This window comes from Methylobacterium sp. 10, from assembly GCF_000519085.1.
GTDB lineage: Bacteria > Pseudomonadota > Alphaproteobacteria > Rhizobiales > Beijerinckiaceae > Methylobacterium.
Map to the genome: position 1 here is coordinate 1,857,840 of NZ_KI912577.1, position 16,577 is coordinate 1,874,416.

12 protein-coding genes and 1 other RNA gene are annotated in these 16,577 nt (G+C 67.4%); 9 read left to right on the forward strand and 4 right to left on the reverse strand.

Annotated features, from left to right (window positions below; all coding sequences use genetic code 11):
• The first annotated feature begins 133 nt into the window (after positions 1-133).
• From K368_RS0108555 to K368_RS0108570, 4 genes are all read left to right on the forward strand, one after another.
• Entirely contained in the window at positions 134-1,150 is a 1,017-nt protein-coding gene (locus K368_RS0108555) for a metalloregulator ArsR/SmtB family transcription factor (RefSeq protein WP_027172021.1), read from the forward strand.
• A 63-nt stretch (positions 1,151-1,213) separates the two neighbouring features.
• A complete protein-coding gene (gene metF, locus K368_RS0108560; protein WP_027172022.1) occupies positions 1,214-2,167 on the forward strand; it encodes a methylenetetrahydrofolate reductase [NAD(P)H] in 954 nt (317 codons plus the stop codon).
• A gap of 161 nt (positions 2,168-2,328) precedes the next feature.
• On the forward strand, positions 2,329-6,081 hold the full coding sequence (gene metH, locus K368_RS0108565; RefSeq protein ID WP_027172023.1) for a methionine synthase: 3,753 nt from the start codon (positions 2,329-2,331) through the stop codon (positions 6,079-6,081).
• Positions 6,082-6,250: 169 nt separating this feature from the next.
• Positions 6,251-6,685: a hypothetical protein gene (locus K368_RS0108570; RefSeq protein ID WP_027172024.1), complete on the forward strand. Its 435-nt coding sequence runs from the start codon at positions 6,251-6,253 to the stop codon at positions 6,683-6,685.
• Between the two features lie 18 nt (positions 6,686-6,703).
• Here K368_RS0108570 and K368_RS0108575 read toward each other — a convergent pair whose 3' ends face one another.
• Positions 6,704-6,925: a hypothetical protein gene (locus tag K368_RS0108575; RefSeq protein ID WP_027172025.1), complete on the reverse strand. Its 222-nt coding sequence runs from the start codon at positions 6,923-6,925 to the stop codon at positions 6,704-6,706.
• Between the two features lie 257 nt (positions 6,926-7,182).
• Between K368_RS0108575 and fae the strand changes: the two genes are divergently transcribed.
• A complete protein-coding gene (gene fae / locus K368_RS0108580; RefSeq protein WP_027172026.1) occupies positions 7,183-7,722 on the forward strand; it encodes a formaldehyde-activating enzyme in 540 nt (179 codons plus the stop codon).
• 179 nt (positions 7,723-7,901) lie between these two features.
• Here fae and K368_RS0108585 read toward each other — a convergent pair whose 3' ends face one another.
• Positions 7,902-10,307, reverse strand: coding sequence for an ATP-binding protein (locus K368_RS0108585; RefSeq protein ID WP_027172027.1), 2,406 nt, complete (start codon positions 10,305-10,307; stop codon positions 7,902-7,904).
• 191 nt (positions 10,308-10,498) lie between these two features.
• Entirely contained in the window at positions 10,499-13,141 is a 2,643-nt protein-coding gene (gene pepN, locus K368_RS0108590) for an aminopeptidase N (RefSeq protein ID WP_027172028.1), read from the reverse strand.
• A 166-nt stretch (positions 13,142-13,307) separates the two neighbouring features.
• On the opposite strand from pepN, the gene K368_RS0108595 reads away from it, so the two are divergent.
• Positions 13,308-13,748 (forward strand): VOC family protein, encoded by a 441-nt coding sequence (locus K368_RS0108595; protein ID WP_018045183.1) that lies wholly within the window; start codon positions 13,308-13,310, stop codon positions 13,746-13,748.
• Between the two features lie 132 nt (positions 13,749-13,880).
• Here K368_RS0108595 and K368_RS27035 read toward each other — a convergent pair whose 3' ends face one another.
• A complete protein-coding gene (locus tag K368_RS27035; RefSeq protein ID WP_197030998.1) occupies positions 13,881-14,057 on the reverse strand; it encodes a hypothetical protein in 177 nt (58 codons plus the stop codon).
• Positions 14,058-14,224: 167 nt separating this feature from the next.
• Between K368_RS27035 and rnpB the strand changes: the two genes are divergently transcribed.
• The 3 genes from rnpB to K368_RS0108610 all read left to right on the forward strand — a co-directional run bounded on the left by rnpB (position 14,225) and on the right by K368_RS0108610 (position 16,577).
• An RNA gene (gene rnpB, locus K368_RS25725) (RNase P RNA component class A) lies at positions 14,225-14,618 on the forward strand.
• Between the two features lie 418 nt (positions 14,619-15,036).
• Positions 15,037-16,104: a 16S rRNA (cytosine(1402)-N(4))-methyltransferase RsmH gene (gene rsmH / locus K368_RS0108605; RefSeq protein ID WP_027172029.1), complete on the forward strand. Its 1,068-nt coding sequence runs from the start codon at positions 15,037-15,039 to the stop codon at positions 16,102-16,104.
• A complete protein-coding gene (locus tag K368_RS0108610; RefSeq protein ID WP_027172030.1) occupies positions 16,101-16,577 on the forward strand; it encodes a hypothetical protein in 477 nt (158 codons plus the stop codon). The genes rsmH and K368_RS0108610 overlap by 4 nt, the downstream gene beginning before the upstream one ends.

The following is a 16,577-nucleotide window of genomic DNA, read 5'->3' on the forward strand; positions in this document are numbered from 1 at the left end:
TATCGGCAGAATCGGCCGAACGCTCCCCTCCCGGTATCGTCGCCCACGCCTGTTTCCGCCTTTCTCTCGCCGATCTCCTGCAGACGACCCTTTCCCCTTGCCATGCGGCCGGATCGGACATAAACATATCTTTATGTCTCAAGAGAGCGCCGAGGCGAAGACCGCCCTTCCTTTCGCCGATGCCCTCGGCGTGCTGCGCGCCACCGCGGAGGAAACGCGGCTGCGCATCCTCGCGCTGCTCATGCAGGGCGAGCTCTCGGTCTCCGATCTCACCGACATCCTCGGCCAGTCGCAACCGCGGATCTCGCGCCATCTCAAGCTTCTCGTCGAGGCCGGTCTGGTGGAACGGCACCGGGAGGGCGCCTGGGCGTTCTTCCGCCTCATCGAGGCGAGGGCCGGACTGGTGGAGCCCCTGGTCGGCAGCCTCGACCGCGGGAGTCCGCCCCTGTCCGAAGACCGGGCCCGCCTGGATGGCGTGCGGACCCAGCGCGCGGATGCGGCGCAGACCTTCTTCGCGCGCCTCGCCCCGAAATGGGACCAGCTTCGCTCGCTCCACGTGCCGGAGGCGATGGTGGAAGCGGCGGTGATCGAGACGCTCGGGCCCCGCCCCGTGAGGAACCTCATCGATCTCGGCACCGGCACGGGACGGATGCTCGGTCTGCTGGCCCCGCGTGCCGGCCGCGCCACGGGTCTCGACTCGAACCATGCCATGCTCTCCGTCGCCCGCGCCAATCTCGAGCGGGCCGGCTTGTCCGGGGTCGACCTGCGCCAGGGCGACATCCACGCGCCGCCCTTCGGTCGGGGCGGCTTCGACCTCGTCGTGGTGCATCAGGTACTGCATTATCTCGACGATCCGGCCCGTGCCCTGCGCGAGGCGGGACGACTCGTGGCGCCGGGCGGCCGTCTTCTCGTGGTGGATTTCGCGCCGCACGATCTCGAATTTCTGCGTGAGGACCAGGCCCATCGGCGCCTGGGCTTCGCCGCCGAACAGGTCACGGGCTGGCTCGCCGATGCCGGCCTCGGCACGGTCTCCACCCGGCACCTCTCCCCCGGCGACGAGAGCGGCGACCAACTCACCGTCACTCTCTGGCTCGCCGCCGCCGCAGCCGAGCCAGCCCTCGATTCCGAGGTGGAGCGCGCGGTGGCCTGACCGGCCTTCGTCTGTCCGCCTCGACCCTTCACGTCTGAACCGACCGATCTTGAGGACGACCCGATGCCCACCGCTTCCCATCACCGCGCCAGCCGCGACGGCTACCGCCCGATCCAGGTCTCCATCGAGTTCTTCCCGCCGAAGACTGACGAGATGGAGAAGGTCCTGTGGTCGTCGATCGAGCGGCTCGCCCCGCTGCAGCCGAAATTCGTCTCGGTGACCTACGGCGCCGGCGGCTCCACCCGCGAGCGCACCCACAACACCGTGGCGCGGATGATCAAGGAAACCAGCCTCAAGCCGGCCGCTCATCTCACCTGCGTGGACGCCACCCGCGAGGAGATCGACGAAGTCGTACAATCCTACTGGGATGCCGGGGTGCGCCACATCGTGGCCCTGCGCGGCGACCCGCAGGACGGCGTGGGCACCGCCTATCGTCCACATCCTGGCGGGTATGCCAGGACCAGCGATCTCGTGGCCGGCATCAAGCGGATCGGCGACTTCAAGGTCTCGGTCTCCGCCTATCCCGAGAAGCACCCCGAGGCCGCCTCGCTGGACGCTGATATCGACGCGCTGAAGGCCAAGGTCGATGCGGGCGCCGACCAGGCGATCACGCAGTTCTTCTTCGAGAACGACGTCTATCTCCGCTACGTCGACAAGGTCCGCGCGGCCGGGATCGACATCCCGATCATCCCCGGCATCCTGCCGGTTCAGAACTTCAAGCAATCGGCCAATTTCGCCCGCCGCACCGGCGCCTCGGTGCCGTATTGGCTGGCCGCCCGGTTCGAGGGACTGGACAACGACGTCGACACCCGCCGCCTGATCGCCGCCGCCGTCGCGGCCGAGCAGGTGCTGGATCTGGTGGACGAAGGCGTCAACGACTTCCATTTCTACTCGATGAACCGCTCCGACCTCGTCTATGCGATCTGCCACCTGCTCGGCCTGCGCGCGCAGGCGCCGAAGGTGGCGGCCAAGGAGCCTGTCCAGGATGCTGCCAAGGCATCCGCAAAGGCCGCCTGACCTATCCCGTCATCCCGGGGCGCCGACAGGCGAGCCCGGGTTCCAGACGCACCGATCCCGTCGAGGGTGACACCCCGGCAACCGATAAGTCCCATCCGGAGCCCATGAGGCACTGGATTCCGGGCTCCGCTCCGCGGCCCCGGAATGACAGCGAGACATCCATGACAGACCTCCGCCCCGTAGACGGACAAGAGATCGAAGCGGCCCTGCGCCAGCGCGCGGCGGAAAAAATCCTCGTCCTCGACGGGGCGATGGGCACCGTGATCCAGCGCCTCGGCTACGGCGAGGCGGATTTTCGCGGGGGGCGCTTCCTCGATCACGGCCACGACCAGAAGGGCAACAACGACCTCCTGATCCTAACCCAGCCCGACGCGATCCGGCAGATCCACCTCGACTACTTCCTGGCCGGCGCCGATGTCTGTGAGACGAATACCTTCTCGGGCACCACCATCGCCCAGGCCGATTACGGCATGGAATCGATCGTCCACGAGCTGAACGCGCAAGGCGCGCGTCTCGCCCGCGAGGCCGCCGCTTTGGCCGAGAAGCAGGATGGCCGCCGCCGCTTCGTCGCCGGCGCCATCGGCCCGACGAACCGCACCCTGTCGATCTCGCCCGACGTGAACAATCCGGGCTACCGGGCGGTGACCTTCGATCAGGTCAAGACCGCTTACATGGAGCAGGTGCGCGGCCTGATCGATGGCGGCGCCGAACTGATCCTCATCGAGACGATCTTCGACACGCTCAACGCCAAGGCGGCTGTGGCGGCGGCCTGGGCTGTGTTCGAGGAGACCGGCACCACCCTGCCGATCATGATTTCGGGCACCATCACCGATCTGTCCGGCCGCACCCTCTCTGGACAGACGCCGGAAGCGTTCTGGAACGCGCTCCGCCATTCCGGCCCGCTCACCATCGGCCTCAACTGCGCCCTCGGCGCCAAGGAGATGCGCGGCCACATCTCGGAACTCTCGCGCATCGCCGATACCCTGGTCTGCGCCTACCCGAATGCGGGTCTTCCCAACGAGTTCGGCCTCTACGACGAGAGCCCGGAGGCCATGGGCAAGCTCGTGGGCGAGTTCGCCACCTCCGGCCTCGTCAACATGGTCGGCGGCTGCTGCGGAACCACGCCGGACCATATCCGCGCCATCGCGCAGGCCGTGGAGGGCGTGAAGCCCCGCGCGATTCCCGAGGTGCCCCGCCTGATGCGTCTGTCGGGCCTCGAGCCGTTCACGCTCACGAAGGAGATTCCTTTCGTGAATGTCGGCGAGCGCACCAACGTCACCGGCTCGGCCAAGTTCAGGAAGCTCGTCACCGCGGGCGATTACGCGGCGGCCCTCGACGTCGCCCGCGACCAAGTGGCAGCGGGTGCCAGCATCATCGACATCAACATGGACGAGGGCCTGCTCGATTCCGAGAAGGCGATGGTGGAGTTCCTCAACCTCGTTGCCGCCGAGCCGGACATCGCCCGCGTGCCGGTGATGATCGATTCCTCGAAATTCCACGTCATCGAGGCCGGGCTCAAATGCGTCCAGGGCAAGGCCATCGTGAACTCGATCTCCATGAAGGAGGGCGTCGAGAAGTTCATCGCCGACGCCAAGGTGTGCCGCTCCTACGGCGCCGCCGTGGTGGTGATGGCCTTCGACGAGCAGGGCCAGGCCGATACGCTGGAGCGCAAGGTCGAGATCTGCACCAAGGCCTACAAGGTGCTCACCGAGGAGATCGGCTTCCCGCCGGAAGACATCATCTTCGATCCCAACGTCTTTGCCGTCGCCACCGGTATAGAGGAGCATAACGGCTACGGCGTCGCCTTCATCGAGGCGACGCGGATCATCCGCGAGACCCTGCCCCATGCCCATATCTCGGGCGGCATCTCGAATTTGAGCTTCGCCTTCCGTGGCAACGAGCCGGTGCGCGAGGCCATGCACGCGGTGTTCCTGTACCACGCGATCCAGGTCGGCATGGACATGGGCATCGTCAATGCGGGTCAGCTCGCAATCTACGACGAGTTGCCGGCCGAGTTGCGCGAGCTGTGCGAGGACGTCGTGCTCAACCGGCGCGACGATTCCACCGATCGGCTGCTCGATGCGGCCGCGCGCTTCAAGTCGGGTGGCGGCGTGCAGGCCAAGACGGCCGATCTGTCCTGGCGCGAGGCGCCCGTCCAGAAGCGCATCGAGCACGCCCTGGTCAACGGGATCACCGAGTACATCCTCGTCGACACCGAGGAGGCGCGCCTCGGTGTCGAACGTCCGCTCCACGTGATCGAAGGCCCGCTGATGGCCGGCATGAACGTGGTCGGCGACCTGTTCGGCTCCGGCAAGATGTTCCTGCCGCAGGTGGTGAAGTCCGCCCGCGTGATGAAGCAGGCCGTGGCCTATCTCGAACCCTTCATGGAGGCGGAAAAGCTCGCCAATGGTGGCGACGGCAAGCGCCAGGCCGCCGGCAAGATCCTGATGGCGACGGTGAAGGGAGACGTCCACGACATCGGCAAGAACATCGTCGGCGTCGTGCTCGCCTGCAACAATTACGAGATCATCGACCTCGGCGTGATGGTGCCGGCGGCCAAGATCCTCGACGTGGCCCGCCGCGAGAACGTCGACATCGTCGGCCTCTCCGGCCTGATCACGCCCTCGCTCGACGAGATGGTGCATGTGGCTGCCGAGATGGAGCGGGAGGGCTTTTCGGTGCCCCTCCTCATCGGCGGCGCCACCACGAGCCGTGTCCATACGGCGGTGAAGATCCACCCGTCCTACAACCGGGGCCAGACGGTCTACGTCACCGATGCCAGCCGCGCCGTCGGCGTGGTGTCGAGCCTGCTCTCCAAGGAGACGCGGGATTCGACCATCGAGAAGGTACGGGCCGAGTACAGGAAGGTCGCCGACGCCCATGCGCGTTCGGAACTCGACAAGCAACGGCTGCCGCTGGCGAAAGCCCGCGCCAACCCGTTCCGGATCGACTGGACCGGCTACGCACCACAGAAGCCCACCTTCACCGGAGCCCGCGTCTTCGCCTCCTACGAGGTGGCGGATCTCGTCCCCTATATCGACTGGACGCCGTTCCTGCAGACCTACGAGTTCAAGGGCCGCTATCCGGCTATCTTCGAGGACCCCAACCAGGGGCCGGCTGCACGCGCCCTGTTCGACGACGCGCAGGAGATGCTGAAGCAGATCGTCGAGGAGCGCTGGTTCAACCCGAAGGCGATCATCGGCTTCTGGCCGGCGAATGCGGTAGGCGACGACATCGCGCTCTATACCGGCGAGAGCCGCTCCGAGACGCTCGCCACCTTCCACGGCCTGCGCCAGCAGCTGTCGAAGCGCGACGGGCGGGCCAATACCTGCCTCTCCGACTTCGTGGCACCGAAGGAGTCGGGCATCGGCGATTACGTCGGCGGTTTCGTCGTCACGGCGGGGCTGGAGGAAGTGCGCATCGCCGAGCGCTTCGAGCGGGCCAACGACGATTACCGCTCGATCCTGGTGAAGGCGCTCGCCGACCGCATCGCCGAGGCATTGGCCGAGCGCATGCACGAGCGCGTCCGCAAGGAGTTCTGGGGCTACGCCGCCGACGAGACGTTCGCACCGGACGACCTCGTGCGGGAGGAATATGCGGGCATTCGTCCGGCTCCCGGCTATCCCTCCCAGCCTGACCACACCGAGAAGGTCACGCTGTTCGACCTGTTGAAGGCCGAGCCGCGCATCGGGGTGAAACTCACCGAGAGCTACGCCATGTGGCCGGGCTCTTCGGTGTCGGGCCTCTACATCGCCCATCCGGAGGCGCATTACTTCGGCGTCGCCAAGGTGGAGCGGGATCAGGTCGAGGATTACGCCCTGCGCAAGGGCATGGATCTGCGCGAGGTCGAGCGCTGGCTCGGGCCCATCCTCAACTACGACCCGGCCCGCTATCTCGCGGCGGCGGCGGAGTAAGACCCGATCTCGATGAGTCCAACCTATGGGTCGGGCTCACTGAGATTTGGTGTAAGGCACGTGATTGGGTCGAATGGAGCGCAGGTGTGTCCCGGCGAGGCTTGACCGTCGGACTGCCCGCGCTTCAATGCGGACCGTTGATTAAGCGGCTGAGCGGAGCGCGACCACGTTGAACCGGACCACCGGAATCCTGGCCGTCGCGGTCACGCTCGCCCTCGGGGTCTCCGGCTGTACCGGTTTCTCCTACCTGTCGAAGAACTACGCCACCGTGGGCGTCCAAGTGGTGACCATCGGCTGCAAGGATCCCTATTCGGTCTACGACCAGCGCCGCGTGAGCAAGATGCTCGTTGTCTCCGATGGTTTGCGGGAGATCGCGGGCTGCGGCATCGACGAGCGCTACGACGGGCAGGGCGGCCCGGCGGAGACCCGTGCCAAGCGGTTGCGCGAGGCGGCGCGGACCTTCCTCGACGAGACGGCCCGCGAGAATTGCAAGATCACCGGAGAGTCGGTCTTTTCCGACCTGCAGACCGAGTTCTCCTACATCTGCAAGCCGACGCCGGAAGAGCGCGGCCTCAAGGTGCCGAGGCTTCCCGGGCGCGGATGAATAGGGTGGTCTGACGCGTCACGTCCCGCTCGGTGAGGACGGGCGCGGAAACGTCCGCTCGGCCGCGTCTCCCGAGGCCGCGAGCAGGGCGCGGGCGAGATCGCGCGCCTCCCGCCGGTCGAGGGCGAGAATGGCCGTGAAGGGCGTCCCGGACAGGTCCGCCAGGCCCAGTTCGAGCCGCACACCGTCCGGCAATGCGGCGACGGCGAGACTCCAGTCCCGTTCCTGCTGCCCGTTCATTCGCCCCACTCCCGTTCGGCTCGCGGCATCGGCCCGACGATGGGCTGCGATCCATCGGACGATGCCGATGACGCGATGCCCGAAACCGCGCATGGAATGACCGATTGCGGCCTGCGAGGCCAGAGGGGAAGCGCGGGCCGCGAAACTCTCTCGGACGCGAACGATTGACGGGCAGCGGCGGAACGGTGTTTGTCCGCCCGCGAAACGGCCGGATCGCCGGCCGGGCAACACTCGCCCAGGAATAAGGAAACGCCGACATGTCCGAGATCTGGTTCCGCACCGGAGAGGCCACCGTTCTCGCTGCCGACGGCCAGTACACCGACGCGATGCCGGAGGTGCTGATCGGCTCCACCCGCGGCCCGGTGGGCCAGGCCTTCGCCGGCATGATGGGGCAGGTCCAGGGCCATACCCGCATGTTCGTGGTGCGCGACCTGAACCAGCTCGTGCGTCCCTCCACGATGATGACCACCAAGGCGACGATCCACACGGCGGAGTACGTGAACCTGCTGGGCGGGGTGGTTCAGGCCGCCACGGGCGACGCCATCGTCGATTGCGTGATCGAGGGCATCCTGCCGAAGGACGGCCTCGACGATCTGTGCATGATCATCATGATCTGGCTCGACCCGCGCTGCGCCGAGGATGCCAATCTCGACCAGAAGGATCTCTACCGCACCAATTACGAGGCGACGAAGCTCGCCATCGCCCGCGCCATCAAGGGCGAGCCGACCATCGACGAGCTCATCGCCAACCGCAAGACGGTGAAGCACTACGCGCTCGAGGACATCGTCGAGTACTGAGAGACCGGACAACCTCGGGGACGGAGGGATGCGCCGGCATCCCTCCGTCCGCCGGCCGTCAGTCCGGCAGGATGCGGCCCACCGAGCACAGGGTGCGGATCGAGCCCGACGGGTCGGTGTCGCAGCTCGCCGACCCTCCCTGTCCGAAGAACGCGGCCTGACGGCGAGGATGGTCGCCGTCAGACCGATACGGCCGCCTGGGTCCGGGGCTGCATTCCGGCCGTTCCTGCCCCGCCGCGGGGCCGTGCGCCCGATGCCTCGCGCAGGGAGTCCACCGTCTCGTCGGAACTCGCGGCGACGAGGTCGCGCCGCCGTTCCGCCGTCGGGATCGGCATGCGCACCATGATGATGGTGCCGAGGCCTTCCTCCGAGCGGATGCGCAGCGAACCGCCATGCAGTTCCGCCATGGAGCGGGCGATGGCGAGCCCCAGCCCGGAGCCCTTGTGCGTGCGGGTGAGGTTCGTCTCCACCTGCTGGAAGGGCGAGCCGAGTCGGCGCAGGGCGGCCTTCGGGATGCCGATCCCGTTATCCTCGATGAAGATGTTGACCTGGTCGCCGGAGGGGCGCGCCTTGACGACGATGCGCCCGTCGCCTCCGGGGGTGAATTTCACCGCGTTCTGGATGAGGTTCAGCAGGATCTGGTGCAGGGCGCGTCCATCGGCCAGCAGGGTCAGGTCGGTGGCGACGTCGACGGCGATGGTCAGCGACTTCGCCCTGGCCGCCTCGGTCACCAGCTTCAGCGCATTCCGGACCGCACCGTCGAGGGGCACTTCCCGAAGGGCGAGGCGGACGCGGTGCGATTCGATGCGCGACATGTTGAGGATGTCGTCGATGACCGAGAGCAGGTAGTCGCCGCTGGAGCGGATATCGCGGCAATACTCGGTGTAGCGCGGGGAGCCGAGCGTCCCGTAGACTCCGCTCTCCATCAATTCGGCAAAGCCCATGATGGCGTTGAGCGGCGTGCGCAGCTCGTGGCTCATGGTAGCGAGGAACTCGGACTTCGCCTGATTGGCGGTCTCGGCCTGAGCCTTCTGGTCGAGGTAGCGCTCGGCGAGGTCCGCGAGCTGATGGGTCTGCAGTTCCAGCGTCCGGCGCGAGCGTTTCAGGTCTTTGACCGTCTCGATCAGCTCCCGCTCCGAGGCGACGAGCTGCTCCTGCTGACGTTTGAGGTTGGTGATGTCGGTGCCGACCGAGACGTAGCCGCCGTCCTTGGTCCGCCGCTCGCTGATCTGGAGCCAGCGGCCATCGGTGAGTTCCGCCTCGAAGGTGCGGGCTGTCGCCGACGAGGCCTCGATCTCGCGGAGTTCGCGACGCACCGGCGGCAGGACGCCTCGGCCCATGATCTCATGGTAGCGCTTGCCGGGAATCGCGTCGTCCGGGCTCAGGGCATGGAGGTGGCGGAACTTTGAATTGCACAGGACGAGGCGGTTGCTCGTGTCCCACAGCACGAAGGCTTCAGAGATCGCCTCCACCGCGTCGCGCAGGCGCATGTCGGCGGTGGCGTTGGATTCGGCGAGCTGGCGTTGCTCGGTGACGTCGAGGGCGATGCCCACGAGGTGACGTCCGCCATCGACCTGATCGGGGACGATCTCGGCGCGGGTGCGCAGCCAGATCCAGCCGCCATTGGCGCTGCGCATGCGGAACTCGTGATCGACGGTGGATTGGCTCGCGGCCAGCTGGCGGGCCAGGGCGTAGAGGTCGCCGTCATCGGGATGGACCAGGGCGTTCACGTCCCCGAAGGACAGGAACTCCCGCTCCCGGCGGTAGCCGAGCAGGGCGTACATCGAATCCGACCAGTAGATCCGGCCGCGCGGGATATCCCAGTCCCACAATCCGCAGCGGCCGCGTCCGAGGGCCGTGTCGAGCCGCTGCTTGATCTGCTCGCAGAGCCTGTCCACCGCGTAGGCGCGCTGGGTCTGGAGCGCGTAGGCGATTCCGATTCCGAGGATGACGAGGGCGGCGGCGCCGTAGAGGACCACCTGATGCCGCATCCGTATGGCCCAGGCGTCGAGGACCGGCGCGATGGGCTGGATCACGGCGATCTGGCCGCGGCCTTTGGGAAGCGTCCGCAGGGCCGCGAAGGCCTGCTCACCGTTGGCGAGGGTGAGGGCCATCACGCCGGCGCGCTCGCCCAGCGTGCTGAGCGCCTGCATCTCGCCGAGGCGGTCCGTCAGGGTCCCGCTCAGGTCCGTCAGTGCCGGGTGGGCGCCGAGGATGGTCTCTGACGCCGAGGTCACCAGGATCTGGCGTCCGGCCGGCATCAGGGAGACGGGAAGAAGCGTTTCCAGGCGTGACCGGATCGCGGGGGTGGTCGCCTCCACATCCGCCAGGGCGCCGGTGACGAGGCGCGTGAAGGTCTCGATGTCGGAGACCGTATCGCGCAGGATCTCACTGCGCTCGCCGCGCAGCTGCAGTGCCGCGCCAGCCGCCAGGCAGACGAGAAACGTGGCCAGAAAGGCGGGCACCGCATAGCGGAGCCAGATCTCGGCACGGACGAACCGGGTATGGGCCGCGGTCTGAGGGCGGTGAATACCAAGAATCGTATCCGCACGTGCGGAGAGGGAAGCGGAATCCGCCTCCAGCATGACAAGTCCCCGCAGCTGTGGATGAGTCGTTCCTTGGCGTGGGGTGAGTCACGCTTCGAATCGTATTCAATTCAGCATTTCCACAGGCAACTTGTCCACGAAATTCTTGGCGATGTCCTTGACTCTCGGCTCAGTGTGACAATCGGATTCAGAGAATCGATAATTCGAATTTGATGTTATTTTAGAAAGCGTTAACCATCCGCGAGTGTCCGGCCGAGGATATCGGCCACGTCGCGCGAAAGCCCCGCGGCGGAGGCGAATTCGCCAAGCGTGGCCGTGGCTTGAGTCCGCCGTCCGGATTCCAACATTTTCCATGATCCGAACGCGGTCAGAAGCCGCGCGGCCAGCTGTGGATTCGTGCCGTCGATGGTTCGGATCGCGTCCGCCATCAATCTGAAGCCCGCTCCGTCGGGCCGGGAGAACTGCGTCGGGTTCGCCATGGCGAAGGTTCCGAGAAGAGCGCGCACCCGGTTCGGATTGGTGATGGCGAAAGCCGGATGGTTCTGAAGCGCGGCGACGCGGGCGATCGTGCCCTCCTCCGGGATCATCGCCTGAATGGCGAACCACTTGTCGAGGACCAGCGGCTCGTCGGCGTAACGGGCGCCGAAGGCATGGAGTGCCGCCTCCCTCGCTTCGCCCGGTATCGCGGCCAGGGTGGAGAGGGCTGCCAGCCGGTCGGTCATGTTCGCAGCCTCGGCGAACTGGGTGGCGGCGAGTTCGCCGCCTCGCGCTCCGTCCGCCGCGGCGATGAGGTCGAGGGCGGCATTGCGCAGGGCCCGGCGCCCGGCCGAGGCCGCATCGGGGCTGAAGGTCAGGCCCGCCGCTTCGGCCATGGCGGTGTGGAGGGAGTCCAGTCGTCGTCCGAGACCCTGCCCGATCTGGCGCCGCAAGGTCCGCCGGGCGCGGTGGATCGCATCGGGGTCGATGTCGCCGCCGAGTTCGTTGGCGACGTCGCCCTCGCTCGGCAGACCGAGGACGAGGGCGGCGAAGGCTGGATCGCGCAAGGCTTCGGCATCGAGGAAGGTGGAAAGAGCCTCGATGAAGGCCCGCGCGTGCGGTCCCGCATCATCCGCCGGCGGGGCATCGGCCCTCGTCCGTTCGACGATCAGGCGCATGGCGACGCTCTGGGCCGCTTGCCAGCGGTTGAACGCGTCGGTGTCGCGGGCGAGCAGCCGCAGGCGGTCGGCATCGCTTGATGCCAACTCGATCCGGACCGGGGCGGAGAAGCCCCGGAGCAGGGACGGGACCGGCCTTTCGCCGACCCCGGAGAACACGATCTCGTCCGAGGCGCGGTCGAGGACGAAGACGCCCTCACTGACGCGTTCGCAGGACGCGGCGATGGGCCCGCCCTCGCCGACGAGGCCTAGGGCGATGGGGATGACGAGAGGCGGGCTGTCCTCTGCGCCCGCCAAGCGCTGGCGAAAGCGCAGGCGATAGGTGCGCGCCGTGGCGTCGTATTCCCCCTCGACGCCGACCACCGGCGTTCCCGGCCGCTCGTACCACCGCGCGAAAGCCGACAGATCGCGTCCGGTCTCGGCACTGAACGCGGCGAGGAAATCCTCCACCGTAGCGGCTCGCCCGTCATTGTCGGCGAAGTAGCGGTCCATCCCGGCGCGGAAGGCGGCGGCGCCGATCAGGCTGCGCAGCATGCGCACGATCTCCGCGCCCTTCTCGTAGACGGTGGCCGTGTAGAAGTTGTTGATCTCGGCATAGGCCTTGGGCCGGACCGGATGGGCCAGCGGCCCGGCATCCTCCGGGAACTGGCGGGCTCGGAGCGTCCTGACCTCGTCGATACGATGGACCGCACGCGAGCGCATGTCGGACGAGAATTCCTGGTCGCGGAAGACCGTGAGACCTTCCTTCAGGCAGAGCTGGAACCAGTCGCGGCAGGTGACGCGGTTGCCCGACCAATTGTGAAAATACTCGTGGGCGATGATCCGCTCGATCGCCGCATAATCGGCATCGGTGGCGGTGTCGGGCGAGGCGAGGACGTATTTGTCGTTGAAGATGTTGAGGCCCTTGTTCTCCATGGCGCCCATGTTGAAGTCGGACACCGCCACGACGTTGAAGACATTGAGATCGTAGGCGCGGCCGAACGCCTCCTCGTCCCAGGTCATCGAGCGGGCGATGGCGTCGAGGGCATAAGCGGCCCGGTCCGCCTTGCCCGGCTCCACGTAGACGGCGAGGGAAACGGGGCGACCCTCCATCGTGGTGAACTCAGCGGACACACGGTCGAGGCGGCCGCCGACGAGGGCGAAGAGATAAGCGGGCTTCGGGTGCGGATCGTGCCAGATCGCATAATGGCGGCCGGGGCCGGCAGGCCCGGATTCCGTCAGGTTGCCGTTGCCGAGAAGGACGGGCGCTTCGTCGGCATCGGCCTCGATCCGGGTCGTATGGACTGACATCACGTCGGGCCGGTCGAGGAAGTAGGTGATCCGGCGGAAGCCGTCGGCCTCGCACTGGGTGCAGTAGACGCCGCTCGACCGATAGAGCCCCATGAGCTTGGTGTTGGCGGTCGGGTCGACCCGCGTCTCGATCGTCAGCGTGAAGGGCTTTTGCGGCGGCTCGTGCACCGTCAGCGCCGAGGCAGTGGCGGAATAGGCCGCCGGATCGAGGATTTCGCCATCGAGCGACAGCCGCGTCAGCGCGAGATCGTCCCCATCCAGCACGAGAGACGCGTTCGGGCGTCCGTCCGGATTCGGGCGAAGGGCCAGGGTCGCGACGATCCTGGTCTCGCGGGGGTGGAGCCGAACGTCGAGCGCCACGGTGTCGATGAGGTGGTCGCTCGGCCGGTAATCCTCGAGACGGATCAGGGTCGGGCTTTCGGTGCGCATGCGGTCGGTCCTGATCGAGAGCGAGGAGTAAGAACGGCTCCGCGTCGTCGGCCCGCTCGGCGTCCACCCTCGGGTGAGAGGGGGCGGGAGCGTCGGAGGCCCGGCGGCGTTGACGCTTGGCATAGCCGGGCCACATAGGCGGCATCAACCGGAGACAACCCAACCCATGGAATACCTGCACACGATGGTCCGCGTGGCGGATCTCGACAAGGCGCTCGCCTTCTACGTGGACACGTTCGGCCTGCGCGAGACCCGCCGCGTGGAGAACGAGAAGGGCCGCTTCACCCTCGTCTTCCTCGCGGCCCCCGGCGATTATGACACGGCCCTGGAGACGAAGGCGCCCCAGGTGGAACTCACCTATAACTGGGATCCGGAGACTTATTCCGGCGGGCGCAATTTCGGCCATCTCGCCTATCAGGTGGACGACATCTACGCCTTCTGCGCGCGCCTGCAGGACAAGGGCGTGACCATCAACCGGCCGCCGCGCGACGGCTACATGGCCTTCGTGAAGTCGCCGGACGGAATCTCTATCGAGATCCTGCAGAAGGGTGAGGCCAAGGCGCCGCAGGAGCCGTGGGCCTCGATGGAGAATACCGGCTCCTGGTAGGACCGCGACCTCGCGGGGCACGTCATCGCGCGCCCCGCTCATGGCATTGCAATGCTACGCAGGTTTAGCAAAGGTGGTCACCGGTTTTGCGTCCCAAAACCTGCGACACACCAAAGGCCAATGCGAACCTGTTTAGGCGCCGCCCGCTTCGTTGGCCGGCGTGATGCCGAGTTCGGCGAGCTTGGCCGAGACGGCTTCGATAGGCCGCTTGAGCTTCAGGCTGATGATGGAAACCGGCACGCGCTCGCGCGCCAGCGTCCGGAGTTCGGATACGTTTTCGAGCGTCCAGGCCGAATCGCTCGTTGCCATGGTCACCTCCTCACGTTGGCGGGCCGCCGCGACGGGGGTGGCCCACAAGGGGAGCTAGGGCCGCGCGGATCGTCGAACAAGCCGCCGAACAAAATCCCGCCATGGCGCTCGGATGGGCATCCGGCTCCTTGACCTCGGGCGCGATGGCGGCGCACATCCGCGCCGGATCAGTCGGCCGGGCGGCCGCTCCGGTGCGAACCGGGGAGGAAAGTCCGGGCTCCATGGAGAGACGGTGCCGGATAACGTCCGGCGGGGGCGACCCCAGGGATAGTGCCACAGAGAGCAGACCGCCCTGCTTCATGCAGGGTAAGGGTGAAAGGGTGCGGTAAGAGCGCACCGCGGACGCGGCAACGCGGACGGCACGGCAAACCCCACCGGGAGCAAAACCGAATAGGGGCGACACGCTCGGTCCGACAGGACGGGGCAGGCCCTCTCTCCAGGCTCGTCGCCCGGGTTGGTTGCTCGAGGCGTTCGGTAACGATCGTCCCAGAGGAATGGCCGCCACGTCCGGGAGCTCGCTCCCGGGCCCTACAGAACCCGGCTTAAAGGCCGGCTGATCCGCTTCCCGCCCGCACCCGGCGAGCGTCCTTCCACGCATCGAATAGGCTGCATAAAACCGACGAAACTTACCGTCGGTTAACCTTGCTGAGGTCTGATCGGTCTCGACGGCGCCCATGCGGGTCCGCGCGTTGACGGTGCTCAGAGGCTCATGTTACCCGGAATCACTTCGTCAGCGGCGATTTTGGGAACGGCGGACGCACAGGGCGCTCGCCTGGGGCGAAGTGCGGGCCGCGTCCGCGACGCCTCGTCTTCCTTTGCCGTCCCGTCTCTTCCGGCCGCCTCGGAGCGGTCGATGCCCGCCGCAGGGACGCATGCATCACATCCATTCCTCCGTCGCCGTTCGGCGTCCTCGACCCGTTCCGCTTCGGCACGTCTCGCTCCGGCGCGTCCCGAGCTCCGCCATCGGCCGGTTCGCGTCATGACGGTCCTCCATGACGACCTCCCCGTCGGCCCGGCGGCGGCCCCGCCCCACATTCCCGTGCTGCTCACGGAGGTCGTGGCCTCGCTCGCGCTGACCGGCGCGTCCCTGGCCGTGGACGGCACCTTCGGAGCGGGCGGCTACACCCGTGCGATGCTGCAGGCCGATCCGGGCGTGCACGTCCTCGCCATCGACCGTGATCCCAATGCCATCGCCGGCGGCGCGGGCCTCGTGGCCGCCTCCGAAGGGCGCCTGACCCTGGTGCCGGGCCGGTTCGGCACGCTCGATGCCCTCCTCCGGGAGCAGGGCACTGAGACGGCCGACGCCGTCGTCCTCGATATCGGCGTCTCCTCGATGCAGATCGACCAGGCCGACCGGGGCTTCTCGTTCCGTAACGACGGCCCCCTCGACATGCGCATGGAGCGCGCCGGCCAGAGCGCCGCCGATCTCGTCAACGGCGCCGAGGAGGCGACGCTGGCCGACATCATCTACCATTACGGCGAGGAGCGCCGCTCGCGGGCGGTGGCCCGCGCCATCATCGAGGCACGGCGGAAAGGCCCGATCGAGACCACGGCGGCGCTCGCCGAGATCGTGTCGAGCGTGGTCTGGGCGGATCCCGCCAGCGGCATCCATCCGGCGACGCGGACCTTCCAGGGGCTGCGCATCGCCGTGAACGACGAACTCGGCGAACTCGTCCAGGCGCTGCATGCCGCCGAGCGGATCCTCCGGCCCGGCGGGCGCCTCGCGGTGGTCACCTTCCATTCGCTGGAAGACCGCATCGTCAAGCAGTTCTTCTCCGCGCGCAGCGGCCGGGCGGCCCAGGCCTCCCGCCACCTGCCGAGCGCCGATGCGCCGACCCCGCGCAGCTTCACCATGGTGACGAAGGGGCCGGTGACGGCCTCGGATTCCGAGATCCATGCCAATCCGCGCTCGCGCTCGGCCAAGCTCCGGGCCGCCGAGCGCACCATGGCGCCCGTCGCGCCGCCGCTGGCCGCCATCGAAGCGCTGGCGGCCCTTCCCGCCCAGCGCGGTCACCTCGTCTCGAAGAGTGGTGGAGTGCGTCGGTGATCCGTCTGCTGAACGTCCTCGCCATCCTTGGCCTGATCGGGTCGGCGATCTACGCCTACTCGATCAAGTACGACACGCTGTATCAGGCCGGCCAGGTCTCGAAGGCCAAGAGCCAGCTCCACAAGGAGCGGCAGGCCATCGCGGTGCTGCGGGCCGAGTGGCAGCTCCTGACCCGGCCCGATCGCCTGCAGGCCGCCGTCGAGCGCCATCTCGCCCTCGAGCCCATCGGCGTGAACCATCTCGGCCGCCTCTCCGACCTGCCGATGCGTCCCGACCGCGGCGACGAGATCGGCCGCCTGCTGGCCGCCACCGCGACGCCCAAGGAAAAGTCGGCGGTGAAAACCGCCGACGAGCCGAGGACGACCGGCTCGATCACCACGCGCACGACGACCACCAAGCCGACGACCACCGCGTCGGCGACCAAGACGACCACCGTCCAAACCACCAGAACGCCCAATACGGTTTCGAGGTAG